Source organism: Burkholderia sp. L27(2015) (genome assembly GCF_009765705.1).
In the GTDB taxonomy this organism is placed as follows: domain Bacteria; phylum Pseudomonadota; class Gammaproteobacteria; order Burkholderiales; family Burkholderiaceae; genus LMUX01.
In genome coordinates, this window is sequence record NZ_LMUX01000021.1 from 1,308,732 (window position 1) to 1,333,574 (window position 24,843).

Annotated in this window: 20 protein-coding genes and 1 rRNA gene; 5 read left to right on the forward strand and 16 right to left on the reverse strand. The window is 59.4% G+C overall.

Annotation, left to right across the window (positions count from 1 at the left end; genetic code table 11):
* Positions 1-16: 16 nt before the first annotated feature.
* Positions 17-1,780, forward strand: coding sequence for an iron ABC transporter permease (locus GSQ77_RS24235; RefSeq protein WP_158905580.1), 1,764 nt, complete (start codon positions 17-19; stop codon positions 1,778-1,780).
* A 30-nt stretch (positions 1,781-1,810) separates the two neighbouring features.
* A complete protein-coding gene (locus tag GSQ77_RS24240; RefSeq protein ID WP_158905582.1) occupies positions 1,811-2,908 on the forward strand; it encodes an ABC transporter ATP-binding protein in 1,098 nt (365 codons plus the stop codon).
* On the opposite strand, the gene GSQ77_RS24245 is transcribed toward GSQ77_RS24240, so the two are convergent.
* The 12 genes from GSQ77_RS24245 to GSQ77_RS24300 form a co-directional block, all read right to left on the reverse strand.
* On the reverse strand, positions 2,899-3,414 hold the full coding sequence (locus tag GSQ77_RS24245; RefSeq protein ID WP_158905584.1) for a hypothetical protein: 516 nt from the start codon (positions 3,412-3,414) through the stop codon (positions 2,899-2,901). The two genes, GSQ77_RS24240 and GSQ77_RS24245, sit on opposite strands and share 10 nt — an antisense overlap.
* Before the next feature lie 192 nt (positions 3,415-3,606).
* Complete coding sequence (locus tag GSQ77_RS24250) at positions 3,607-5,946, reverse strand: xanthine dehydrogenase family protein molybdopterin-binding subunit (protein WP_158905586.1); 2,340 nt, start codon at positions 5,944-5,946, stop codon at positions 3,607-3,609.
* The gene (locus tag GSQ77_RS24255) at positions 5,943-6,437 is read right to left on the reverse strand and encodes a (2Fe-2S)-binding protein (RefSeq protein ID WP_158905587.1); all 495 of its coding nucleotides are present in this window, start codon (positions 6,435-6,437) and stop codon (positions 5,943-5,945) included. The genes GSQ77_RS24250 and GSQ77_RS24255 overlap by 4 nt, the downstream gene beginning before the upstream one ends.
* The gene (locus GSQ77_RS24260; RefSeq protein ID WP_158905589.1) at positions 6,434-7,303 is read right to left on the reverse strand and encodes a xanthine dehydrogenase family protein subunit M; all 870 of its coding nucleotides are present in this window, start codon (positions 7,301-7,303) and stop codon (positions 6,434-6,436) included. The genes GSQ77_RS24255 and GSQ77_RS24260 overlap by 4 nt, the downstream gene beginning before the upstream one ends.
* Positions 7,304-7,393: 90 nt before the next feature.
* Positions 7,394-8,221 (reverse strand): phytanoyl-CoA dioxygenase family protein, encoded by an 828-nt coding sequence (locus GSQ77_RS24265; RefSeq protein ID WP_158905591.1) that lies wholly within the window; start codon positions 8,219-8,221, stop codon positions 7,394-7,396.
* A 36-nt stretch (positions 8,222-8,257) separates the two neighbouring features.
* Positions 8,258-8,764, reverse strand: a complete 507-nt coding sequence (locus GSQ77_RS24270; RefSeq protein WP_158905593.1) for an aromatic-ring-hydroxylating dioxygenase subunit beta — start codon at positions 8,762-8,764, stop codon at positions 8,258-8,260.
* Positions 8,757-10,085: an aromatic ring-hydroxylating dioxygenase subunit alpha gene (locus tag GSQ77_RS24275; protein WP_158905595.1), complete on the reverse strand. Its 1,329-nt coding sequence runs from the start codon at positions 10,083-10,085 to the stop codon at positions 8,757-8,759. Before GSQ77_RS24275 ends, GSQ77_RS24270 begins: the two co-directional genes overlap by 8 nt.
* On the reverse strand, positions 10,036-11,232 hold the full coding sequence (locus tag GSQ77_RS24280; RefSeq protein ID WP_158905597.1) for an ABC transporter ATP-binding protein: 1,197 nt from the start codon (positions 11,230-11,232) through the stop codon (positions 10,036-10,038). The genes GSQ77_RS24275 and GSQ77_RS24280 overlap by 50 nt, the downstream gene beginning before the upstream one ends.
* Positions 11,232-12,305, reverse strand: coding sequence for an extracellular solute-binding protein (locus tag GSQ77_RS24285; protein WP_158905599.1), 1,074 nt, complete (start codon positions 12,303-12,305; stop codon positions 11,232-11,234). Before GSQ77_RS24285 ends, GSQ77_RS24280 begins: the two co-directional genes overlap by 1 nt.
* A 77-nt stretch (positions 12,306-12,382) precedes the next feature.
* Positions 12,383-13,276, reverse strand: a complete 894-nt coding sequence (locus tag GSQ77_RS24290) for an ABC transporter permease (RefSeq protein ID WP_158905601.1) — start codon at positions 13,274-13,276, stop codon at positions 12,383-12,385.
* The gene (locus tag GSQ77_RS24295; protein ID WP_158905603.1) at positions 13,273-14,121 is read right to left on the reverse strand and encodes an ABC transporter permease; all 849 of its coding nucleotides are present in this window, start codon (positions 14,119-14,121) and stop codon (positions 13,273-13,275) included. Before GSQ77_RS24295 ends, GSQ77_RS24290 begins: the two co-directional genes overlap by 4 nt.
* 429 nt (positions 14,122-14,550) lie before the next feature.
* Complete coding sequence (locus GSQ77_RS24300; protein ID WP_254067764.1) at positions 14,551-15,294, reverse strand: GntR family transcriptional regulator; 744 nt, start codon at positions 15,292-15,294, stop codon at positions 14,551-14,553.
* Between the two features lie 370 nt (positions 15,295-15,664).
* On the opposite strand from GSQ77_RS24300, the gene GSQ77_RS24305 reads away from it, so the two are divergent.
* A complete protein-coding gene (locus tag GSQ77_RS24305) occupies positions 15,665-16,792 on the forward strand; it encodes an alkene reductase (protein WP_158905607.1) in 1,128 nt (375 codons plus the stop codon).
* A 104-nt stretch (positions 16,793-16,896) separates the two neighbouring features.
* Here GSQ77_RS24305 and GSQ77_RS24310 read toward each other — a convergent pair whose 3' ends face one another.
* A complete protein-coding gene (locus GSQ77_RS24310) occupies positions 16,897-18,543 on the reverse strand; it encodes a thiamine pyrophosphate-binding protein (protein ID WP_158905609.1) in 1,647 nt (548 codons plus the stop codon).
* A 108-nt stretch (positions 18,544-18,651) separates the two neighbouring features.
* Entirely contained in the window at positions 18,652-19,647 is a 996-nt protein-coding gene (locus GSQ77_RS24315; RefSeq protein WP_254067765.1) for a tripartite tricarboxylate transporter substrate binding protein, read from the reverse strand.
* Between the two features lie 311 nt (positions 19,648-19,958).
* On the opposite strand from GSQ77_RS24315, the gene GSQ77_RS24320 reads away from it, so the two are divergent.
* Both GSQ77_RS24320 and GSQ77_RS24325 read left to right on the forward strand, forming a co-directional pair.
* Positions 19,959-22,370, forward strand: a complete 2,412-nt coding sequence (locus GSQ77_RS24320; protein WP_158905611.1) for a DNA polymerase II — start codon at positions 19,959-19,961, stop codon at positions 22,368-22,370.
* 118 nt (positions 22,371-22,488) lie between these two features.
* Positions 22,489-23,811 (forward strand): TIGR00366 family protein, encoded by a 1,323-nt coding sequence (locus GSQ77_RS24325; RefSeq protein WP_158905613.1) that lies wholly within the window; start codon positions 22,489-22,491, stop codon positions 23,809-23,811.
* 88 nt (positions 23,812-23,899) lie between these two features.
* Here GSQ77_RS24325 and GSQ77_RS24330 read toward each other — a convergent pair whose 3' ends face one another.
* Positions 23,900-24,532 carry a 3'-5' exonuclease gene (locus GSQ77_RS24330; RefSeq protein ID WP_158905615.1) on the reverse strand — a complete coding sequence of 211 codons (633 nt, stop codon included), beginning with the start codon at positions 24,530-24,532 and terminating at the stop codon, positions 23,900-23,902.
* Positions 24,533-24,601: 69 nt separating this feature from the next.
* Positions 24,602-24,714 (reverse strand): 5S ribosomal RNA (rrf, locus tag GSQ77_RS24335).
* Positions 24,715-24,843 lie beyond the last annotated feature (129 nt).

Sequence of the window (24,843 nt, forward strand, 5' to 3'; positions counted from 1 at the left end):
CTGAAGGAATCTCGTCATGTCTGCGCCAGGCGTTGAAACCACAATCGCGTCGAAAGCGCCGGTGAGCTCCCCCCGGCGGCGCCAACTTCCAACGCTCGCACGCAACCTGGCGCTCGCCGCGCTGATTCTTGTCGTCGGCTACCTGATCATTCCACCGATCGGTGCATTACTGCTTGGCAGTGCTACTGATACGCCGCCCGGCGTTGCTCCGCACTTCACGTCCAGTTCGCTGGTGTATGCCTACACGCAGCGTGACCATTATGCGTCGATGCTGCTTTCTGCGGAATTCGCGGCTTGCACGGCGACACTCGTGCTGCTGGTCGGCGGCGCGCTGGCGTGGATCGTCGCGCGCACCGATTCGCCGTTGGGCCGGATGGCCGACATCTTCACGCTAGTGCCTATCCTCGTGCCGGCAATATTGTTTGCGACGGGATGGTTGCTGTTGTTGGGGCCGCGCGGTGGCATGCTGAACCTGTGGGCCATGCAGATCTTCGGGCTCAAGTCCGCACCGCTGAATCTGTACTCGTTCTGGGGCATGGTCTGGGTGGGCGCGTTGCAGGAAATCCCGCTCGCCTTCCTGTGGTTTTGGCCCGCGTTCAAATCGATGAACTCGGATCTCGAAGACGCGGCGCTCATGTCGGGCGCCTCGGCATTGACGGTAATCAGGCGCATCACGATCCCGTTGTTGCGTCCGGCCGTCGTCTCCGGCTGGATCATGTTCTTCATCTATGGTCTCGGTGCTCTTGCGGTGCCGCTGATGATCGGCATTCCGGCGGGCTACGTGATGTATTCGACCGAGATCTACCTGGCCGTGCAACGCATTCCGTCCGACCTCAACCTGGCCAGCGCCTATAGCCTTGCGCTGCTCGCGGCCAGCTTGATCGGCGTGTATGTTTATCACCGCGCCACGCGCGATCTCTCGCGCTTCACTACCGTCACCGGCAAAGCGTTTAATCCGCGCATACAGCGCCTGGGGCGCTGGCGCCCGGTGGCCACGGCATTCGGTATCCTGATGCTGTTCTTGGTGGCGTTGCTGCCCATGCTGGTTTTGCTGTGGAACGCGTTCATTCCGTTTTCACAGCTCCCGTCGATGGCGGCGTTCAAGCTGATGAGCTTGAAAAATTTCCGGGCGGCGCTCGAGTATGGCGAGGCTATCCAGGCGCTGATCAATAGCGTCGTACTGGGAATCGCCGCCGGCTTTATTACGACCGTGCTCGGCTGCACGATCGCGTGGTGCACCCTGCGGCTCAAAGGTCCCAAGTTCCTGCTGGCTACACTGGATCAGATGGCGACGTTGCCAGTCGCCATGCCGGGGCTTATCGTCGGCGTGAGCGTGCTGTGGTTCTACTTGCTGCTGCCGCTGCCCATTTATGGATCGCCCTGGATCCTGCTGATCGCCTACATCACGCTGCACCTGCCCTATGCCGTGCGCATCTGCGGCTCGGGGCTCGCGCAGTTGCATCATGAGCTTGAGGAAGCCGCCGCCATGTGCGGCGCGCACTGGTTCACCGTGTTTCGCCGCATCGTGCTGGCACTGCTTGCGCCTAGCCTGCTGACCTCGGTGATCTATGTCGGGCTGCGCTCGTTCCGCGAATATTCGGCGTCTATCCTGCTCGCCAGCCCGGGCAATCAAGTGTTTTCCGTGATGGTGCTGGACATGTGGGACGGCGGCAACCTCAACATCCTGTGTGCTTATGTGACGATGGTCACGGCTGTGCTGGGCGTGATGGTGGCGCTGCTCTCCTGGGCCGCCAGGCGGTTCGGCGTGAAAGTGGCTTAGTGAATTGACTCAACTAAAGAGCAGGCAAAAGTGATCACCATCAAGCATCTAATCAAGCGCTTCGATTCGGCCTCCGGCGCGACATTGGCGCTGGACAACTTGTCGATCGATATCGAGCCGAATACGTTCTTCACGCTGCTCGGCCCGAGCGGATGCGGCAAGAGCACGCTGCTGCGTTGCCTCGCCGGCCTCGAACACCCTGACGAAGGCGAGATCATCATTGGCGACGCGACCGTATTTTCTTCGGCTGGAAATACCTTGGTGCCGTCCAACCGCCGCAACATCGGCATGGTGTTCCAGTCCTATGCGATCTGGCCGCACATGACGGTAGGTCAGAACGTCTCGTTCCCGCTGGAGGTGCAAGGCCAGAAGGACATCCAGCGGCGCACGCTGGAAGCGCTCGATCTGGTCGGCCTCGGCGGCCTGGACAAGCGCTATGCCTCCAAGCTCAGCGGCGGCCAGCAGCAACGCGTGGCGCTGGCGCGAGCGATCGTAGGCAAACCGAAGGTGCTGCTGTTAGACGAACCACTGAGCAACCTGGACGCCGCCTTGCGTGACCAGATGCGCGCCGAACTGCTCAAGATCCAGCGCGCACTGAACGTGACCACGATCTATGTCACGCACGATCAGACCGAGGCTTTGTCGATGTCCGACCGAGTGGCGGTGATGTCCAAGGGGCGTTTCATCGAGGTTGCCACGCCGCAGGAACTCTACAGTCGTCCACGCACCGCTTTCTCCGCACGCTTCGTGGGTGGCGCAAACATCCTTGAAGGCCGGGCAACCCGCGATGGCGGCCGAACTTCCATCGATACCGGCCTGGGACGCTTGATGTCAAGCGAACCGGCACAGGACGGGCCGGTCACGCTGTTTATCCGACTTGAAAAAATCGTCTGGCTCGATCAACGCAATGGCCAAGGCGCGGTGCACGACGGCATGAATCGCTTCGCTTGCCGGATTGTCGGACGTCGTTACGCCGGCGACACGTCAGAGTTCGATCTGTCGCCGCTGGACGGCGACCCGCAGACCGTGCTGCGCTGCAGATTCCCCGCGCAGATCGGTGGAGCGCCGGGGGACACCATCAGCATCGGCATCGAACCCGAACATGTCCACCTGCTTGCTCAGGAATGAAATCGGAATACGGCCGGATCCGTCTCTTTGTCGCCCAGTTCGCGCAACATCTTGCGCGAGCGATCCAATATCTTGTCGAATACCTTCACGGTATCTCTGTGGTATTCGATCCAGAAATCCAGACTCTTGATATCTTTCGACACCACGTTCAACCAGTTGAAACGCGCGATCAGATGCCGACCACCGGCGGACAAGTGCAGATAGCGGGTGCTTTTTTCGCCGAGATCCGATAGCGATAAAGGGTCGCGACACGAAATTAGAAAACAACTGTTATCCAGACTTCTTCTGAATAGGTCAGGAAGCGGGCTGTTCTCTTTCGCGCTTTTTTCTTTCACATTCCTCAGCACGTCCAGATGGCTTTTCAACTCCGCGTAGATCTCTCCGGCGTTGTTCAACCGGTCCCAGAACGTGAGGATTTCCGCTACGCAGGCGTCACGAATGGCGGCTTTTCTTTCGGCGCTTGGCATGCCGCCTGACAGGTCGTCAGAAACAGGGATTGCGAGCATGGCGGCTTCCTTATGCGAGTACTTCGCGAGTACTTGGTGTACGGCGCCTCGGATGTCCGAGTGATCTGCGCCCCAAGTGGCCGATTTTACGCAACATTGCCCCCGGATGTACACGAGGATATCAAATGATGGCTAGCCACCCGACGAAACGCATCCAAGGTGCCGCATGAGGTCTTGCCTCGGCCCAACGTCTCACATGATATTGGCTTTGTTGATGAGATCAAGCAAACGCAACGGCGTAATCGGGACTTCGTCGATACGGATGCCATAGCCCGTCAGCGCGTCCTCGATCGCCGAAGCAATCGAAGACGCGACCGGCAGCACGCCGCTTTCGCCCGCGCCCTTGACGCCGAGCGGATTGACTGGCGAAGGGCTCTCATGAAGCAGCACCTCGATATGCGGAATATCGGTGGCGGTGGGCAGCAAATAATCGGCGAGCGTCGTCGTGGTCGGCTGCCCATACTCGTCATAGCGCATATATTCGAACATCGCGTTGCCGATGCCGTGGACGATGCCGCCGTGGATCTGCCCTTCCACCATCATCGGATTGATCAGCTTGCCGCTGTCGTGCATTGCGATATACCGCATCAGGCGGATAAAACCTGTCTCGATGTCCACCTCGACTTCGCAGACATGAAACGCATTGCTGTAGGCCAACTGATCGACCCGAAAATGGAAGGTCGCTTCGAGACCCGCTTCCGCGCCCTCCGGAAACGCGTAACCGGGCAATCCTCGCAAACGCAGTGCCACATCGGCCAATGGCACGCCCGAACCCGATTTGCCCGGCATGTGAATCACCCCATTTTCAATCGTCAGATTCGCCGGCAGTTCGTCGAGCATCTGCGCCGCCACCTTGATCGCCTTGTCGCGCACCGCCAACGCGGCGAGGTGCACCGACGAACCCGCCGTCACCGTTTGCCGGCTGGCAAACCCGCCCATGCCGAGGCTGACGAACGATGTGTCGCCGCAGATCACGTCGATATCCTCGATCCGCACGCCGAGGCCCTGCGCACAAATCTGTCCCAATGCGGTCGCCAGCCCCTGCCCCATGGCCAAGGCGCCCGTGAATACGCTGACTCGACCGTCGTGCGACACCCGCACCGTTCCCGATTCGAACGGGCCGCGACCGGTTCCCTTGACGGCCGCAGCGAACCCGATGCCGAGGTACTGCCCGCGACTTCTTGCTTGCGCCTGGCGACGCCGGAAGCCGGGCAGATCCGCTTCGGCCAGGGCTTTTTCGTGGCAATACGCGTAATCGCCACTGTCGTAGGTGATCGGCGCACCCGCGCGATTGACCATGGGCGTCGGGTAAGGCATCCGATCGCGAGGGATATAGTTGCGTAATCTCACTTCGCCCCGATCGATCTTCAACGCATCGGCGACACGGTCGAGCAGTCTTTCCATCGTAAAGCAGCCCTGCGGATACCCCGCGCCACGAATCGGAATGACCGGCACTTTGTTGGTTCTCGCGACCGCGACATCCAGCTCGTAGGCGGGCAGTATGTAAGGCCCGGGCAACGAGGTGGCCGAGTTATAGGGCACATTGATGCTGTGCGGTGCAAAAGCCCCCTGATCGTGCACCATCTGCCCGCGCACGCCGAGCAACCTGCCTTGCGAGTCGACCGCCGCCTCGACGCTCCAATACTGTTCACGTTCCTGAATCGCCGACAAGAAATGCTCGCGTCTATCCTCGATCCACTTCACGGGGCGCTTCAAGGCATGCGCCGCTGCGGCGACTGCCACGTCTTCCGGATAAACCAGATATTTGGAGCCGAACGCACCGCCGACATCGGGAGCGATTACGCGCACTCGCGTTTCCGGCAAGCCCAGCATCTTGCATAGCGTATGGGCTAGCTCGTGCGACATCTGCGTCGAGGCCCAGACGGTGAGCGTTCCAGTGGCTTGATCGGGGTTGGCCAGGATGCCGCGGCCTTCGATCGGGTGCGCCGCACCACGATGTTGACGCAACTCGACCTTCACCACCTTGTGGGCATCCTTGAACGCTTGCGCCGCATCGCCGTAGGCAATCTTGAATCGCTTGAAAAGCTGAATGGGATCGGCGACACAGGCGAGCGGCGATTGAGGGTCAAGCGCCTCCCGGCAATCGATCAAGGCCGGCAACTCCTCGTAATCGATATCGACCAGCGCGGCGGCATCCTCGGCGATCGAGCGCGAATGCGCGACGATCATGACCAGCGCTTCGCCGACATAGCAGGTTTCCGACTCCGGCAAAACGAAGGGCATTGCCTCAGGTCCGAGCTGCCCTTGCGGAAATGCAATTGGCAACCTAGGCTGAGTCAGCAGGCTCGCCATCGTGCTTGCCGTGTAGCACGCGACCACGCCGGGCAGCGCGAGTGCCGCGTCGATATCGATAGCGCCGAGCCGCGCATGCGCCAGTGAGCTGCGCACGAAGGCGGCATGCAAGACACCCGGCATGGGAATGTCATCGACGAAACGACCGGCGCCCTGCAGCAGCTCGGGATCTTCCTGGCGGCGCGCGCGGCGTCCAATGACCTGCGTTGGCTGCGTCATGGTGCGGGCCCCCGCATCTGTGCAGCGGCCTCGAGCGCCGCGGCCACAATATTCTGATAGCCAGTGCATCGGCACAGATGCCCGGAAAGCACCTCGCGGATCTGCGCCTCGCTCGGTTGCGCATCGGCTTGAAGCAACTCCACCAGCGAGATCAGAATGCCCGGCGTACAAAAACCGCATTGCAAGCCATGCTTGTCCCAGAACGCTTGTTGCAGCGGATGCAGCACGCCGTTGCATGCCAAGCCTTCGACGGTCGTGATCTTCGCGCTGTCGGCCTGCGCTGCCAACATCAGGCAAGCGCGAGCGGATATGCCGTCGACCAGCACCGTGCAGGAACCGCATACACCCTGCTCACATCCGACGTGCGTGCCAGTCAATGACAAATTCTCACGCAGGAAATCCGCCAGCGTCTGACGATGCTCCACTTCGCGGTCGTATAGTTGCCCATTGATTTCGACTCGCACCGCAATGTGCGAAAGCGATGTGCTCATAAGGGGGCTCCGGCTAGTCGGGCGGCATCCACCAATGCCCGCCGTGTCAGGACTCGCGCGAGTTGCCGCCGGTACCAGGCAGGCGCGTTGGCATCATCGAGAACCTCGATATCGTCGACCATGGCAGCGGCCGCATCGAGTCGGTCCAGCTTCGGCGTTGCACCCAACAGTTGTGCTTCGGCGAGCGGCCTGCGCAATGGCGTAGATGCGATGCCGCCCAGTGCGATCGCGACGCGATCGATTTTTCCCGCTACGTCGAGCGTCATCAGAACGCCCACTGAAACTACCGCCCAGTCGCCCTTGCGCCGCGCGAACTCATGAAAGCCGTAGCCATGAGTCGATGGCCAGGGCGTGAGCCGTACGGCGTTCAACAATTCGCCGGCCCCCAGCGCAGTAGACATGAAGCCGAGCGCGAACTCGCTCATGGTCACACATCGGCTGTGCCCCACTTTATCGACGACCATCACGCCATCGTAAAGACACGTGACCAGCGCGAGTTCGGCTGCCGGGTCCAAATTACAAAGACTCCCGCCTAGCGTGCCGCGGTTGCGCGTCTGCCGGTGCCCGACGTGGCGTATCGCCAGCGCAAGCAAAGGCAGCTTCGCAGCAATAAGCTCGGAAAACTCGATGGTGCGCTGACGTGTCATCGCGCCCATCGAAATAAAATCGCCTTCCTCGCGGATATGATCGAGTTCCGCCAACCGATTGATGTCGATCAAATGAGCGGGTGCCGCCAGCCTCAGGTTGAGCAGCGGCATCAAAGACTGGCCGCCGGCCAGCACCATGGCATCCGGCGTGTCGGACAGTAAATGCAGCGCTTCGTCCAAGGCGTTTGCGCGGTGGTAGATAACCGGAGCGAGTTTCATTGCACGCTCACCAGGCGCGCGGGCCTGTCGGCGCCACAGAGGCCGCACCGAGTATCGAGCATCGTCGCGCGCCTCACCTCGGCTCGGGCGTTATTTCGCAACATATTCGAGCGGGTTGTAAGGCTTGTCGAGGAACTTCTTGTTCGCAGCGCTGGGGCGCATGCCCACTTCCAGGATCGCGCTATCGGGCACCTTCTTCAGCGGGTTGTACTGAGGGTGGTGATGCTTGATTACCGGATCGTTCGATTTCGCGTTGTAGCAGGAAATCAACACCCATCGCCGCTTGGGCGAGTCGTTACGTGCCGAGGTGTGCAGCATGTTGCAGTGAAAAAATATCACGTCGCCCGGTTCCATCACGCACTGCACCGTTTCGAGTTGCTTCACCAGATGCTCGACACGCGCCGGATCAGCCGACACCTGCTTGCCCGACTGCACATGATCGACGCGGCCCACGAGGTGCGAGCGTCTGAGCACCTGCAGGCAACCGTTCTCGACCGTGCAGGGATCGAGCGCCATCAGGCACGACGCCATCATCGGGAACAGGCAGCCGTTGTTGTACCAATAGCCGTAGTCCTGATGCCACTCCCATGCACCGCCCTCGAACGGCTCCTTGGCATTGAGTTTCGAGTTGTAGTGATACACCTCGTCGCCGATCAGCGACTCCATCGAATCGACAATGCGCTCGCTGCGCGAGAACATGCCGAAGATATCGTCGCCCGGATCGCTCCAGACCGTCATGCGTGTCTGGCTACCGGTCGTGTCACTGCGGATATAGGCCGACTTCTGCATCGCCTCGTCGGTTTCGGCGGTTCTCAAGATGAGGTTCGCCTCTTCGGTCGTAAACATTTTCCGGGCGATCACAAAACCTTCGCGGTGATACTCGGCGATCTGTTGCGGATTCAATGCTAATGCGGACATGTGCGCTCCCCGTGCCTTCGTAAGCTATTCAGATGATCAGATGTATATCGCCATCGCGGTGAAAGACCCCGAACAGTCGACCAGCGTCGCCTTCTTCATGCGGATCTTGAAATCGCTGCCCTGACGTAGCAGGTGAAATTCATAGCGGCCTGCGTACCACCTCGGCTCCGCACGCCGGAACTCGGCGAGCACGAAGCAAGCGTGGGCTCGCCATTCGCCCGATGACTGCGGCTCGGGATCCAGTTCGATATTGGTGACGAGGTGGGTGGTATGCGAGGGCGGCGCCTGGATATGGACATCGGGGTGAGCCAGACGCTTGATGCGGGCGTGCATGGTGTCGCGCGTGTCATAGAAAATCGACACCGCCTCGTCCGGGCTGCTCTGATCGTGTAGCGTGGGAACCCAATACACGCCGTCTTCGGTGAACAGCGCCGACCACTCCTCGAAGCGGCGCTCGTCGAGCAGACGCGCCTCGCGATACAGGAACTGCTCCACCTCGCGCAGCTCGGGCGCGTGTTGGACAACCGCGGCGATGCTATTCATGGCCGGCTCCTTCGCACATGTATGTCAGCCAGTGCTTGTACTGAATCCGGGAAACGAACTCCGAAGTGCCCAGACCTCTCCAGCCACCCTCCTTCCAAGGCTCTTCAGTGCCCATGTGTCCGGCGAACATCACCCATTCGTTTGCGCCGGTAGAAAGACCACGCTGTGCTCTTTCGAAAATTTCCACGTCGTCGGTCTGAATCAGCGAGGCCGCCGAATGCGTCGCGGCAATCGAGCGGATGGCATCGCGGTTCATTTTTTCCGGCGCGCCATCGAGCCACACCGGATAGATGCTCACCTCCGTGCGATCGACCGCGATCGGACGCACCACACGAATATGCTGGCCGAAAGCCTGGAACGTGAGGCTCGGATAGATCACGCTATTGAAGCGGTCGTATTTGAGGATCGCTTCGGTATCGGCTTTGCCATGCTTGGCTTCGAGCGAGGCGACATACGCTTCGTACACAGGCCCGGACGGCAAGGTTTCCACCGGTGGACGCCCCTGATAACCATGGCCGAAATCGAAACCGACCACGCCGAACGCGTCCCAATCGATCGCGCGACGTTTGCCTTCCATCAGTCGTGGGCCGCCGCCGTGCCGTGAGAATTGGCGGCCATCCTCGTCCAGCGTCGAAGCATGCGCGTAGCTCGCATGATGCAGGTCGACGCCGTTATCGATCTGCGTTTTCCAGTTGGCACGCACGGTGTACCGGCTCACTCCGCCGCGAAGCGAAATGGTGCCGTCCGGCGCGCGATCCACCAGATCGTCCAGGCTGTGCTTGATACCGTTGAGGTAAGTCGCCAAATCCGGACCGTCGGTACTCAAGCTGGCGAATACAAAGCCGCGGTAGCTGTCGACCCGGGGCACACGTCGCATCGACCACTGCGGATCGTCGAAATCGAGGTCCTGTGGATAGCTCTTGCGCTGCGGTATCGCTGCAAGCGCGCCCGAGCTACGGTAAGTCCAGCCGTGATAGGGGCAGCGGAACAGCCGCGCATTGCCGTGCGCCGCGCTGCAAACCTCGACGCCGCGATGGGCGCAGCGGTTGAATATCACGTGCAGCTGGTTGTCCTCGTCGCGCGTGAGTAGCACCGGCTCGCGACCGAGCGTGGTCGCCAGGAAGTCGTTGGGCTGGGCCACTTGCGATTCGTGGCCGACGAAAATCCAGGCGCGGCCGAAAACACGCTCCATTTCGAGTTCGAAAATGGCCGGATCGACGTAAGCGTAGCGATGCACCCGGTCCGGCTGTACCAGCGCGCGAATCTGGTCGTCATTCCAGAGCGTCTGCGGTCGGCGCTGGATTTGGATAGTACTGAGCATTTCGACTCCTTGAAGTATCGGCAGACACCACGGCACCTGCGCCAAGTTCCGCCGCATCGCGTTCGAAAAGAATAGCGTGATCGGGTTTCCAGCAAAGATGAATTTCATCGCCTTGCACCGGACCGGCAGCCCCGGCACGACTTTCGACCGTGACCCGCAGCCCAGCCGCAAGCTCGATCACCAGATTCACAAAGTTGCCGACGAAAATGCTTTCGACCACTCGGCCGCGCACGCTGTTGTCCCCCGCCGGCAGCTCGTGCGCGCGCACCACGTGCAGATGCTCCGGACGAATCGCGAGTGTCATCGGATGCCCGTGCGCATGAACCCGCACTTGGCCAGGTGCAGCAACGGGTACGCCCGCGAGCGCGATAGCCTGACCCGTACCGGTATGCACCACGGTCACCGGCAAGAAATTGATGCGCCCCACAAACTGCGCGACGAAACGCGAAGCCGGTCGGAAATAAATATCCTCGGCGCTGCCCGTCTGTTCGACCCGGCCTTGGTTCATCACGACGATGCGATCGGACATCACCATGGCCTCGGTCTGATCGTGCGTGACATATAGCGTTGTGATCCGCAATTTCCGCTGTATCGCCCGCAGCTCATGCTGCATCGATTCGCGCAACTTGAGGTCGAGCGCTCCAAGCGGCTCGTCCATCAGCAATACCTTGGGCGGATGCGCGACCGCGCGGGCAATCGCTACGCGCTGACGCTGTCCGCCCGATAGCTCGGCTGGATAGCGTTTTTCGGTGCCCTGGAGTTTGACCAGGTCAAGCAACTCGGCAACGCGAGTGCGCTGCTCGCTTTCGGTCGCGCGCCGCTGCTTCATGCCGAACGCAATGTTCTGGGCCACCGTGAGGTGCGGGAACAGCGCGTAATTCTGGAACACCATGCCGATTTCGCGTCGGTTCGCAGGGATACTCGTGACGTCGCTACCGTCCATCATGATGCGACCGGCACTGGGTTCGACGAAGCCGGCGATCATGCGCAGCGTTGTCGTCTTGCCGCAACCCGACGGGCCCAGCAACGTCAGGAACTCACCATCCTCGAGATGCAGGTCGAGCGCTGCAAGTATGGTGGTGTCGCCGTAGCGCTTCTCCACTTTATGCAGTTCGACCTTGGCCGTTGAAATCGGATTCTTTTGCATCACCGCGCACCTATCTTCCGATTCCACTTCTGCACGTACGATGCCTGATCGACCTTGGCGTAATCGATCCGGTACATGCCCGCGATCTCCTGCGGCGAGAGCTTCAGGTAGTCCAGCGATTTGTCCTTTTGCAATTGCTCCAACGCCACTTTGCTGCTGGGGATCTGTCCGCCTTCGGTGGAAGTGGCAAGTTGCATGGGCAGCGACAAGAATTGATTAACGATCCAGTCGACCGCTGCGGATTGTTTGGTGCCTTTGATCTTGACCAGGTAACCCTGCTTGAGCACACCGACCTTGCCGTTCACGGGCATGTATGCCATGCCGAGTGATACTTTGCCCGAGAGACGCTGGATGTTCCCGGCTTGCGCGGCGGCCGCCCACACGTCGCCGTCGGTCAACTCGGTTTGCAGATTCGACGACGACGACCAGTAGCTCGCCGGTGCGATGGCGCCAATCAAGTTCAACGCAGGGTCGATATTGGATTCGCTGCCGCCTGCTTCCCAGGCCATGCCGACGATGGCGGGAATCGCTCCGCCTGCGCTGACGTCGGGTAGAGAAACCTTGCCCTTCAGTTTGGGATTTTCCAGATCCGCGTATTTGCTCGGAGCCGGGATTCCGGCTGCCTTGAATTTATCCAGGTTATAAACGATGCCTTCTTCCGTGGCCCATATCATGACTTTGTTCGAATCATATTCATCGGCGGGCAGACTATTTGCATTGGGAATCGCTTTCAAATTCAGCGGTTCGACAAAACCTCCATCCGCCAGGATGGGTAGAAAGTTGTCCATCGTTTCCATGATGTCGAATGGCGCCGGTTGACCGCGCGCGGCAATCAGCTTCGCCATGTTCTGCGCCGGCTGTCCCAACACGTATTCGATTTTTCCGCCCTCGGCCTCGAACGCTTTCCCGACGTGCGCCTCGACAATGTCGCGCCAATTTCCGCCGAACGTCGCGAGCCTGACGGTCACCCCATCAAACTGCCCGGCGAATGCCGGCGCAGATCCCAGCACGAGCACGCTCACCAGCAGCAGCGACGGCGTCCATCCGGTGACATATGCGCATTTCCGTTTCAAGGTCTGCTCCAGATAAATTTGAAAAAATTCGTGGGCGATTGCAAGGCAACCGAGCAAACAACTAAGCAGCCGACTCGTCAGTCCGCTCCGCCCGTCTTGACGAACACGTCGAGTCCCACCATGCGCTGCACCAGCAATACACAGGCAAGCGACAAAACCGTCACCACGGTAGAGACCGCCAAAATGGTGGGCTCGAAATCGAACTGCATCGCGTTGAAGATCTCGACCGGGAACGTCACGTGATCTGCACCGGTCAGGAACACGCCTATCGGCACATCAGTAAAGGAAATCATGAATGCGTAGAGCGCACCGGTGAACAACCCTGGCTTGAGTACCGGCAAGGTGATTTGCCGGAAGGTTCCCCACGCGCTCGCGCCGAGCACCAACGCGGCCTCTTCCAGGCTGTCGTCAAAGCGCTGCAGTAGCGCTACAAGCGTGCCGATCACGAAGGGCGTCGCCGCGAAAGTGTGGGCAATCGCCAAGCCCCAGAACGTGCCGGTCGCATACCAGCCCGTGGTCGCGCCGATCGCGTAGTAGGCTTGCAGGAAGGCGAGTCCGGCTACCACGCCGGGAATCTGCAGCGGTACTCGCAGCAGTGCGAGCAGAAATGACTTGTAGCGTAGATTCGAGCGCACCAGTCCCAGCGATGCAGGAATACCGATCAGGCAAGCCATCACCGTGCAAGCGACCGCCACCTTGACCGAAAACCAAAGTGCTTCGTAGTACTTGAATGGAATGTTCCGGTACGCATCCAGCGTGAAGTGCTCAGGCGGGAATACCACGTAGGCGCGCTGCCCGTAGTCGAACGAGGCCAGCGCCACAAACAGGATAGGCCCGAGTAGGAACAGGTAGGCGAACGTCAATATGCCGCCGTTGATCAGGTTACGACGCAGGTTACGGCTCAGGTGACGGCCGAGGTACTCACCAGGGCTGAAACCCAGGCGATGGCGGATGTCGTGCAAGGGCGTCACAGGATCAGCCCTCGACGAATCCGCGACACCACCGCTACCGACGCGAGGTTGATGATCAGCACGGTGATAAGCAAGAGCGCAGCCAATGCGGCGGCCGTGCCGTAGTTGTTCTCCAGCAGCATGGTTCGTTCGATGACTACCGGTATCGTCAGTACCTTGCCGGCACCAATCAAGGCCGTCGACGTAAAGCCCCCCATGCTGACGTTGAAGATCACTAGCGCACCGCCAACCAGCCCGGGCAGACACATCGGCAGGATCACTTGCCGGAACACCCCGGCCCGGCTAGCTCCCATGCCTTGCGCCGCCTCTTCCAGCGAACGCGGCACGGTGATCACCACGCTATAGAAAAGTAATACGGCAAAGCCCAACGAATAGTGCATCAGGCCAAGCACGACCCCCGTCAGCGTGCCGATCAAGGAGACGGGCGCACCGATCACGCCCATGGCCATCAGCAACTTGTTGAACGGGCCGTTGGCACTGAAGATCAAAATCAGCCCCAGTACTTTGACGACAATGGATACAAACGAGGACACCACGACGGCTGCCAAGAGCGCCATTCCCCAGCGCGACTTCATGCGCGCAATGATGTAAGCGACGGGAAATGCCAGTAGCAAGGTCAGTGCAGTCGCGATCGCCGACACCTCGATCGAGAGCTTGAGCGTTGCCAAATAGTAGCTATCGGATACGAGCTGAGTGTAGTTGTCCAAGCTCAGCGCATGCGCCAGGCGACCCATGCCGAGGTCGCGATGCAGGCTTCCCGTCAGGAAGATGAATTGCGAGGTGCCGAGCAATGCCAGGGAAATCAGCATCGCTGGAAGAAGTACGAGGTCCCAACGCAATTTCATAGTCATATCCCTCGACTACGAAAAGCGGCGCAGATCCGCGTTGGACTCGCGAGCATCAAACCGACGCCCGCCGCAGTCGCCCCGCTACTAATGACCCAGTTCAATTCGCCAACCGACATCGCACACCTTCGTGAGAGAGACACCGTTATAAGGCACCTGCTTCTTGGGCAAAACAAAGCGATTGGAATAAGGGTATGACGCAAGCCGCCCTAACCTTATGATCGTCTTTGAGTAGCAGGTGTCGCAAGCTCCGTGCCAGAAATTGTATCCAATTCCATGTTCGGCGCTCGACGTTCTTAAACAGGTCTTCTCAAGCAGGGACAGGTCATCTCGGCGAAATAGCCAAGCAGATCGTCAGCGAACTCGCAAATGCGACGCACTGATTTGGGTACAAAATCTGGGGTGCTCAGCCCAAGCTGGTGCGTAACTTCATCCAAATAGCGCGTCGGCCAAATCGACCTCTTCATACACGCCATCCAGATTCAGAGCCCGTTCGATGTGATGCAGATGCTCTATGGCCAGTGCCTCTGCGCGCCGCGTGTCGCCGGCTTCGATCGCGTCCACCAAGCGGGCATGTTCGTCATTGGGACATGCCGCCACAGTCGGCGCCTCGAAGGTCAGGATGGCCAAGCATGTCAGCGGGGTCAATTCACGCATGATGCGTTCCGAAATCCGGCTGCCCGAAAGATCGGCAAGCAGAATATGGAATTCTCCGGACAAGCGCACTGCGGTGCGCCTGTCCCCGCTTTCTCGCGCCCGCTCCTCGCGCTCGACCATGGCACGCAGTTGCCTGATCGCACTCGGCGCCTGGCCCCGGCCGATGCGCTTGATCAGGCGCGCCACCACGGCGGGTTCCAGTGTGCGCCGCACATCCAGTACGTCATGCGCTTCCTCGGCGGTAGGCGTTGCGACAAAGGCGCCGCGATTGGGAATCAACGTGACGAGCTGTTCGACCGCCAGGCGTTGCAGCACGCCGCGAATTTGCGTGCGGCTCACGGCAAATAGCTCGGCGATCCTTTCCTCGGTGAGCTTGGTGCCTGGCAGCAAGCGGTGTTCGACGATCGCCTTGTAAATACGTTGGTGGATGTCCGCTTTGGAGGCGGCCTTCAGCGTGGCGGTCAGTTGCCGCTGCGCGCGCGGCAACGTGGCCGTCGGGACTTTGGATGGTTTCAACTTGTTTCCTGGCGTGGTCGTGCGTAGCTGGATGAATCGAGCAATATTCTTGCCATCGCTTCCGATCGAACTCAAGAAGCCCAATGGAAAATTGGATACCATGCATTCTAATATCGTATCCAATTCTTTTCGAAGACATCCGCCTGCAAAGCCCTGATGTGCCATCGCAAACGTCATTGCGGACACGGTTGTCCTGACTGTTTCAAACCCCCGCCCTCTACCGCCTCGACCTTAATTCTTCTAATCTTCAGTCCATCGATCGACCGCAGGCAAACGAGTTTCAAAGCCCAAGGTTGACCTGCTGAAACGTACGGCCGCGCTGAAGCTACAACCCGCTACTACCGGCCACAACCGAATACTGAGGAAAATCATGTCCAAGCTCATGTCCACCGTTAAAGTCGGCCCTTACGAAGTCTCGCACCGGGTCGTGCTGGCCCCGCTGACCCGCATGCGTGCCGAAGAAGGCGCCATTCCGGGCCCGCTGATGGCCGAATACTATGCCCAGCGCACCTCCAAAGGCGGTTTCCTGATTGGCGAGGCGACCATCGCCGCAGCCAACGGCAACGGCTACCTGGGTGCGCCGGGCCTCTACGACGACAACCAGATCGCAGGCTGGAAGCAAGTCACCGACGCCGTTCATGCCAAGGGTGGCCGCATCTTCTTGCAGCTGTACCATGCCGGGCGCCAGTCGCACGCCGACGTTCAGCCCAACGGTGCCACGCCAGTTTCCCCTTCAGCAGTAGCGCACGGCGGCGTCGCCTACACGGCAACCGGCTGGGTGCCCAGCACGCCAAGCCGCGCGCTTGAAGTCGGCGAAATCGTGGACTTGGTGGAAAGCTTCCGCAAGGCTGCTGAACGCGGTGTCGCTGCTGGCTTTGATGGCGTCGAGATTCACGCTGCCAACGGCTATCTGTTCGATCAATTCTTGCAAGACGGTAGCAACAAACGCACCGATGCTTACGGTGGCTCGATCGAAAATCGCAGCCGGTTCCTGCTCGACGTGGCCAACGCCCTGATCTCCGTGTGGGGTAGCGACCGCGTTGCAGTGCGGATCGGGCCGAGCGGCTCCTGGGGCGACATGCATGACAGCAACCCCGAGGCGCTGTTCAGCTACGTGGCCCAGCAGTTGGACAAACTCGATCTCGCCTACATCCACCTTATCGAGCCGCGTGTTCTGGGCAATGTCGATGACGAGAGCAAGGATCAGGCTCCGGTAGCCGCGCAACTGATACGCAAGCACTACAAGGGCACCATCATTGCGGCAGGCGGCTTCACGGCAGATTCGGCAGAAGCGATCATCGCTGCGGGCGACGCCGACCTCGTCGCGTTCGGCCGTCACTTTATCGCTAACCCCGACCTGCCCGAGCGCTTTCGGAATAATTGGCCGCTGAACGTCTACGACCGCCCGAGCTTCTTTGGTGGCAACGAAGTGGGCTACACCGACTATCCGGTCTATAACGCCGAAGCCGCAGCCGAAGCCGAACTCGCAGCGGCCTGAGGTCATCGCCGTGGCAGGGCGTCGCGACGAACGGTCGGGCGCCCGCTATCGGATAATCGCTCAATACTCGACCCATCCTCGATCAATGAGCCGGCAGTTTCGTTTTACGCCGATGCTCGTTTGATCGAAGGTGCGGCAACGCCCTCGATCATGATATTCACGCAGGCTGGCAACTTGGATTGATGCGCTTCGGTCACGGCCGGCAGCACTTCGCCTGCGCTCGTAACGAGTTTCCCGAAGCCGCCAAAGGCTGCAGTCACATTGTCGTAGCGCGTAGGCAGCAATTCACAGCCGATCAATCGCTCCCGCCCATAATCACGCAATTGAATTTGGTACTCCGCATTCCAGCGCGCATCGTTGCCGACGACCGCGACGAACGGCAGCTTGTAACGCACTGCCGTGTCCATTTCCGCTGTATGAAAACCAAATGTGCCGTCCCCCATCACCGCGACAATCGGTGCATCGGGGCGAGCCACCCGTGCCGCAAGAGCGAACGGCAGTGCAGAGCCGATCGCGCCCGCCACGCCATTGATAATCCGATCAGGCGCGTGCAGGCACGCTTGTGCCCATTGCCCGATCTCGCCACCGTCCGAGATGAAGACCGCGTCCGGATGGCTATCGAGTAAGGTCTGAATCGGTGCGCAGGCCTGAACCGGGTGTATGCGCCCATCGATAGCCGAGGTTGCGGTTTGCCAATGCGCAGGCCGATAGTCGATCGCGGTTCTCACATCGCGCGCCCATCCTTCATGCGCCGAGGACGAGCTCTCGCACGCCGCGACGAGCGCATCGATTGCCGAAAACGCATCGGCAATCGCCGTCTGCATCAGACGCTCACCGACCGCGCGATGCGTGCGCGATACTTCCGCCGGCTCCGCGTCGATTTGAAGGAATGTGCAGGTTTTGTCGATCGCCGGCGCTAGTCCGAACTTCAGCGTGAAGTCCAGCCGTTTGCCGAGTAACATCACGCAGTCGGCTTGCGCGAGTACTTCGGCGAAGGCACCTAGGCTAGGATCGCCAATGCCGCGCGGGCTTTCCATGCCGACCACCGGAATGCCGCACGCTGCGGCAAGCCTATCGGTACGCTTGCGGCCGTCCCGCGTCATGCAGGCGGGACCCGCGAGTATCAGCGGACGTTTTGCAGCGAGCAGGCGAGTTATGAACGCGCGCGCGAGCCCAGTCTCGAGAGTTTGCGCTACCGATGCGTACACTTGTTTGTCTGGGTCACCGTCGCCGGATGCATTGCAGGCATCTTCAAGTGCATCGGTAGGCAAGCTGAGATGCACAGGACCCGGCCGACCCGAGCGCGCCACGCGGATCGCATGGGCGAGTTCCGCGGCGAGGCTCCCTGCGCTTTGGACTGTCGATGCGACTTTCACAAGCGGCGCCGCGACATCCGCCTGACGCATTTCCTGGAAGGCCCCCATACCCAACTGGTTGTTCGGCGCATGACCCGATAGGAACACCACGGGCGACTCCGCCATTTGCGCGGTGTAGAGCGCCGACACCGCATTGGCATGGCCCGGGCCACCGGTAACCAGGGCAACGCCGACGTTGCCGGTCAATCGAGCGTAGGCATCCGCCATGTGGACAGCGGCGGCCTCGTGCCGTGTGTGGATCAACTCAATGTCGGCGCCCACGCAGGCGTCGAAGATAGGCATGATGTGATTGCCGGACAGCGTGAAAACATGCTTGACTCCCGCGTTCGACAAAGTTCTCACCAATGCGTCGGCGCCGCGGTATGTTTTCGTCATGAACTTCTCCTGGCTAAATGTTACGTAGCGCTATGTCGCGTCAGGTACCGTGTCGTTAGCTAGCGTTAAGTAGCGCTCGTTGTAATAGATCGTGCTGCCTGTCGATTGTCAGTTCGCGGACAAATGGCGGTCGCGAACCACCTGTTTCCATTTCAACGACTCAGCCTCGATATTGCTTTTCAACTGTTGTGGCGTGTCGCCCTTCGTCTCCATCCCCAAGGCGGCGAACTGCTTCTGCGTATCCGCTTCCATCAGTACCTTCACCGTGTCTCGCTGCACCTTGTCGATGATATTTTGGGGCGTACCGGCCGGCGCTACAAGTGCAAACCATCCCGTGACGTCAAATCCAGCCAGTCCCGCCTCATCGGCGGTCGGCACATCGGGCAGTGCGCTGGAGCGATGCGTGTCCGTGACAGCAAGGGCCTTTACCGTTTTGCCTTTGATAAAAGGTAGCGCTGCGACGATGTTGCTCAGCACGACTTGCACGCGACCGGCCATTAAATCGCCTAATGCGAGCGCCTCACCTTTGTACGGCACGTGGGTCATTTGAATTCCGGCGGCATCGGCGAAAGCCTCGTCGGCCATATGCACCTGACTCCCAATGCCGGCCGATCCGAAATTAAGCTGCATTGGATGCGCTCGTCCTATCGCTATCAGCTCTTTCAGGTTGTCGGCAGGCAAGGAGGGAGCGACCGCTACTACCATGGGGTTGCTTGCCACGGTCGTGATGTAGCTGAAATCCGCGTTCGAGTAAGGCAACTGCTTGTAGATATATTGATTTACCGTGAACATGCTGCCCGATGCCAGCATGAGCGTGTAGCCGTCTGCCGGCGATTTCGCCGTCACGGAGGCGCCGATCATGCCGCCCGCCCCGGGGCGATTGTCGACTACCACCCCCTGTTTCCACAGAACTCCCAAGCGCTGGGCGAGTATGCGTGCGACCACATCGACGGAGCCGCCCGCCGGGAACGGCGCGATGATGCGCACCGGATGGTCCGGCCATGCGTCGTCGGCATGAGCCGTAACGGGCAAGCCATAAAGCACGATTGCAGCGACTAGGGGGGTGAACCGGAACAGCAGGCAGAACGAGGAGCGGTGTGACACGGCGCAATCTCCTTTCTCCGCTGGTACCCGCGCCGTAAAACTCCCACCGGGAAATTCTATCCGCGCGCGAGAATTTCCAGGGAAATTCAGTTCCGCCATCATGCAACGAGCGCACGAGCTAGCCTATCAGGGCAAGTACCAGCGGCCACTGGGTACGTGTCTAAGCGCGGTGCCACATATAAAATGTTGGACGGTGTATCGCATGAAGGCCGCTACACTGACGACTTGCACGCCGGGACGGAAAATGGGGGGATAGCCGCGAACGTGATCACGAGGAATGTATTAACCAACGTGACGCTTGAAAGCACGGCATGCGGCAGGCAAATTTACGAGACTACCAAGGCCTAGACGTGACCCAGTCGCTACAACAAGGATTCATTCTTACCCGTCACTGGCGCGATACCAGTGCAGGAACCGAGATTGAGTTCTGGCTCGTGACCGATCACGGCCCCAAAAAAGTCCGGCTCACATCCCAGACCTGCGTCGCGTTCGCACATGCCGGGCAACGCACGGAGATCGAACCGCTGGTGGCCGGCATGTCCGGCATCGAGATCCAGCCGCTAACGCTCAAGACTTTTCAGCAAGAGCCGGTGATAGGCGTGTATAGCCGCCATTACAGACAGCTCACGACGCTGGAAAAAGCGCTTAAAGACCGCGATATCAAACTCTACGAGGTGGACATCAGACCGCCCGAGCGATACATGATGGAGCGATTTATCACGGCGTCCGTGCAAATCGAAGGGGGCAGCGACGACGGCTCGGTCATCGTCGATTGCAAGCTGAAGCCTGCACCTGAATATCGCCCGGCCCTGCGAGCGGTATCGCTCGACATCGAAACCAGCGCTCACGGCGATCTCTATTCCATTGCACTGGAGGGTTGCGGCGAGCGCCAGGTCTATATGCTGGGCAGCGCCACGGGAGCGGATGCGGCACCACCAGACTTTCATCTCGACTACTGTGAAAATCACAAGCAGATGATCGAGAGGCTCAACGCCTGGTTCAAAAAGCACGATCCCGATGTTGTTATCGGTTGGAGCCTCGTACAGTTCGACCTTCGCATTCTGCAAAGCCATGCCGATAAATGTAAAGTGCCGCTCGCATTGGGCCGCGGCGGCAAATCGGTCGAGTGGCGAGGTCACGGTACCAAAGAGGGCTATCTATTCGCGCCGACAGCCGGACGCATGATAGTCGATGGCATCGACGCATTGAAAGCGGCTTTGTGGAGCTTCCCGTCTTTCAGCCTGGAAAATGTTTCCCGGACTTTGCTAGGTGAAGGCAAGGCGATCGACAACCCTTACGACCGCATGGAAGAAATCGAACGGCGCTTTCGCGAAGACAAGCTTGCGCTAGCGCGCTACAACCTCAAGGACTGCGAGCTTGTCACACGAATTTTTGCAAAGGCCAAGTTATTTGAATTTTTGACGGAACGCGCCAACGTTACCGGGTTGCAGGCCGACCACTTTGGTGGCTCGATCGCGGCCTTCAGCCATCACTATCTGCCACGCATGCACCGGGAAGGCTACGTTGCGCCCAATGTCGGCGAGATCGCGCAGAGTTCCTTTCCGGGCGGATTCGTCATGGATTCGCGCCCTGGCCTGTACGACTCGGTGATCGTGCTCGATTTCAAGAGCTTGTACGCATCAATCATACGCACCTTCCTGGTCGATCCTATCGGCCTGGTCGAAGGCGCGCTCGCACCCGATTCCGAGACTGTGGTGCAAGGTGTCAACGGTACGTTTTTCTCGCGCCACAAACATTGTCTTCCCGCGATCGTCACGCAACTCTGGGAGCGCCGCGACGAAGCCAAGCGCCAGAAAAACGAACCGCTTTCGCAAGTGCTCAAGCTCCTGATGAATTCGTTTTGTGGCGTGCTCGGCTCCCCCGATTGCCGATTCTTCAATCCCGAGCTGGTCTCGGCCGTCACGCTACGCGGGCACCAGATCATGCGGCAAACGCGTCTGCTCGTGGAGGCCGACGGATACGAAGTGATCTACGGCGATACTGACTCGATCTTCATCTGGCTCAAGAAGCGTCACACCGAGAGCGCAGCGCTCGACGTCGGTAACCGGCTCGCCGACACGGTGAATCAATGGTGGGCTCACCATCTGGATCAAACCCTGGGCTTGCAGAATGCGCTCGAATTGGAGTTCGACATTCATTACCAGCGCTTCTTCATGCCAACCATACGCGGCGCCGATCAGGGCAGCAAAAAACGCTATGCCGGCCTGGTGACGAAAGCGGACGGCCGTGAGGAAATCATCTATCGCGGGTTGGAAACCGCCCGCAGTGATTGGACGCCTTTGGCTCAGCAATTTCAGCAAGGCCTCTATATGCGCGTTTTCAAATTGGAACCGTATGACGAGTTCGTACGCGACTACGCGCGAAAAACCCTCAATGGAGAATTCGACGACCTTTTGATTTACCGCAAGCGCTTGCGGCGGCAACTCGTTGATTACCAGCGCAACGTTCCGCCACATGTCCGTGCCGCGCGTATCGCCGATCAATTCAACGCGCAGCGACAGCGACCGTTGCAGTACCAGAACGGCGGCTGGATCAATTACGTGATGACCTTGAATGGACCGGAGCCCACCGAGGCGATCGAATCCAGGATCGATTACGACCACTACTTGACGCATCAGTTGCAGCCGATCGCCGATGCGATTTTGCTACCGATGAACGACAGCTTCAAAAACTTGACGACCGCCCAGGGCAAGCTTTTTTGACGATGTGTTCGATGTGTTCGTTAATGCGGCAGGACTGCTACGAACGCAGTCTCGGCCAAGACATGCCACAATTCCGCCCATCGAATAACTGCATGCCGAAAAGCCGAGGAGAATGTCCGTGATACAAGCGATTGCCCGTTTCTTTACCCAGGTCGTGCATCGATTTTTGCCCGATCCACTTATCTTTGCGATCCTGCTGACTGCGATCACATTTGCGATGAGTTTTGGTCTGACACCGAGCACGCCGACTCAGCTCGTGTTGATGTGGGGTTCGGGTTTCTGGAACCTGCTTGCGTTCTCCATGCAGATGGCCATGATACTGGTTACGGGCCACGCGCTCGCCAGTTCGGGGCCGATCAAGCGAGCGCTGTCCGCGCTAGCCGGCTGCGCACGCACACCGGCTCAGGGCACCATGCTCGTCGCACTGGTGAGCGCGATCGCGTGCGTGATCAACTGGGGCTTCGGGCTCGTACTCGGCGCGATGTTCGCGCGCGAGGTGGCGCGCCGGATTGCGGGGACCGACTACCGGCTTCTGGTGGCTTCTGCGTATATGGGTTTTCTGACCTGGCACGGCGGTCTGTCCGGCTCGGTACCGCTCGTTGCGGCAACCAAAGGCAATCCGATGGAAAAAATCATCGGCTTGATTCCCGTGTCGCAGACCTTGTTCACCGGCTATAACCTGTTCATCACGGTCGGCCTGATCGTAATGCTGCCGCTGCTCGCGCGCGCCATGATGCCCAAGCCCGATCAGGTGGTCACCGTCGATCCGGCATTGCTCATCGATGAACCGGTCGAAGAACGCGTGCTGGGACCCAATGCGACGTTTGCAGAACGGATCGAAGAAAGCCGCTTGCTGTCGATTTTTGTCGCTTTGCTTGTCGCGGCCTATTTGATCATTCGCTCGGCCGCAAAGGGCTTTAGCCTGGACATCGACACGGTCAATATCGCCTTTCTTGCGATCGGCCTCTTGCTGCATAAAACGCCGATGGCTTATGCGCGCGCTATCGGGAAGGCGGCACGTGGCACGGCGGGAATCATGATCCAGTTCCCGTTCTATGCCGGTATCCAGGCGACGATGGATCACTCGGGCCTGGCCGGTGTGATCACCAATTGGTTTATCGAAATCGCGAATGTACATACATTCCCGTTCCTCGCGTTCTTGAGCTCGGCCGTTATCAATTTCGCGGTGCCCTCGGGCGGCGGTCATTGGGTCGTGCAAGGGCCGTTCGTGATGCCGGCGGCGAAGGCGCTCGGCGCCAATCTGGGGAAATCGGCCATGGCCATTGCCTACGGCGAGGCATGGACCAATATGGCCCAACCGTTCTGGGCGCTTCCGGCACTGGCAATTGCGGGGCTTGGCGTGCGCGACATCATGGGCTATTGCGTAACCGCCCTGCTGTTCTCGGGGGTTATTTTTGTCGCGGGTATGTACTTTTTCTAAACCTCGCGCTTCAACGGCAAAATGAGCGCGGCGTGATCTGGGCCGCGCCACTTCACGGCTTTTACGGCGGATGGGATGGCAGGGATTTCTAACTCTTGTCAGTGGCGGGAGACTCTCGATCTTCTCTGGTTCGAACCCAAGCACGATAGACCAGCAGCGCTACATGGGCGTCGTTCGCAGCATAAAGTAGCTGCCGTTCAGTCAAGCGTGGGTTTGACCAATTGCTCGTCCCGGTTTTCTTGGATTTTTGCAGCCTCTGGCCAAAGAAATGCGCCACAGCCACTTTCGCTCCGACCGTGCCCTTGTGGTCAGGTCCACGCAAGACCGCACCCAGGTCGAGCAAGTTGGCGACATCGATGCCCAATCGGGATTTTAGAGCGCTACGATCATTGCCAAGGCCGAATCCAACCTTCAGCAAACGAGGCGATTCCAGAATCGCTTTCAAGGCCGTGATTTCCCGCGCTGGGGAAATCGGGAATAGATACGCCCTGTCGTCGGTAGCCAGTTGGACTAAATGCGGGCCTGTAGATATCTCGCCTTTGAGGAAGGTCGGTTTCGATTCCGTATCGAAACCGATCACTTCGGCAGACATCAGGACCTCCAGCGCTTCACGCGCGCGAGACTCCGAATCCACCAGGCTGACGTTGGCAATCGCAATGCCTTGATAGACTTCGAGCTCGGCACTGCTCAGGGATGCCCTATTCAACTTTACATTGCTCATTTCGCTCTGCCGAGGTTAGAAACGCAAAAACCCCACCTGAGTAGGTGGGGTTTTTGTTTGAATTGAATAGCCTGACGATTACCTACTTTCACACGGGTATCCGCACTATCATTGGCGTGGAGTCGTTTCACGGTCCTGTTCGGGATGGGAAGGGGTGGTACCAACTCGCTGTGGTCATCAGGCATAAGGGGTGAGCTGGGCCGGCGTAGGGAATACGTGATCGGCCGAGCAAATAGGGGGAAGAAGTAGTAAGGGGTTGTGAGCGTAGCGCTGTGTTTGAGCGCTGGCACAACTGTAAATCAACCTGGTGA

What these genes read in the sequence shown, in the direction of transcription:
- GSQ77_RS24235 (WP_158905580.1), top strand. Translation starts at nt 17, where the DNA reads ATGTCTGCGCCAGGCGTTGAAACCACAATCGCGTCGAAAGCGCCGGTG.
- GSQ77_RS24260 (WP_158905589.1), bottom strand. Translation starts at nt 7,303, where the DNA reads ATGAAACTCGCTCCGGTTATCTACCACCGCGCAAACGCCTTGGACGAA.
- GSQ77_RS24250 (WP_158905586.1), bottom strand. Translation starts at nt 5,946, where the DNA reads ATGACGCAGCCAACGCAGGTCATTGGACGCCGCGCGCGCCGCCAGGAA.
- GSQ77_RS24245 (WP_158905584.1), bottom strand. Translation starts at nt 3,414, where the DNA reads ATGCTCGCAATCCCTGTTTCTGACGACCTGTCAGGCGGCATGCCAAGC.
- GSQ77_RS24310 (WP_158905609.1), bottom strand. Translation starts at nt 18,543, where the DNA reads ATGACGAAAACATACCGCGGCGCCGACGCATTGGTGAGAACTTTGTCG.
- GSQ77_RS24275 (WP_158905595.1), bottom strand. Translation starts at nt 10,085, where the DNA reads ATGCTCAGTACTATCCAAATCCAGCGCCGACCGCAGACGCTCTGGAAT.
- GSQ77_RS24295 (WP_158905603.1), bottom strand. Translation starts at nt 14,121, where the DNA reads ATGAAATTGCGTTGGGACCTCGTACTTCTTCCAGCGATGCTGATTTCC.
- GSQ77_RS24280 (WP_158905597.1), bottom strand. Translation starts at nt 11,232, where the DNA reads ATGCAAAAGAATCCGATTTCAACGGCCAAGGTCGAACTGCATAAAGTG.
- GSQ77_RS24265 (WP_158905591.1), bottom strand. Translation starts at nt 8,221, where the DNA reads ATGTCCGCATTAGCATTGAATCCGCAACAGATCGCCGAGTATCACCGC.
- GSQ77_RS24320 (WP_158905611.1), top strand. Translation starts at nt 19,959, where the DNA reads ATGCGGCAGGCAAATTTACGAGACTACCAAGGCCTAGACGTGACCCAG.
- GSQ77_RS24255 (WP_158905587.1), bottom strand. Translation starts at nt 6,437, where the DNA reads ATGAGCACATCGCTTTCGCACATTGCGGTGCGAGTCGAAATCAATGGG.
- GSQ77_RS24270 (WP_158905593.1), bottom strand. Translation starts at nt 8,764, where the DNA reads ATGAATAGCATCGCCGCGGTTGTCCAACACGCGCCCGAGCTGCGCGAG.
- GSQ77_RS24305 (WP_158905607.1), top strand. Translation starts at nt 15,665, where the DNA reads ATGTCCAAGCTCATGTCCACCGTTAAAGTCGGCCCTTACGAAGTCTCG.
- GSQ77_RS24330 (WP_158905615.1), bottom strand. Translation starts at nt 24,532, where the DNA reads ATGAGCAATGTAAAGTTGAATAGGGCATCCCTGAGCAGTGCCGAGCTC.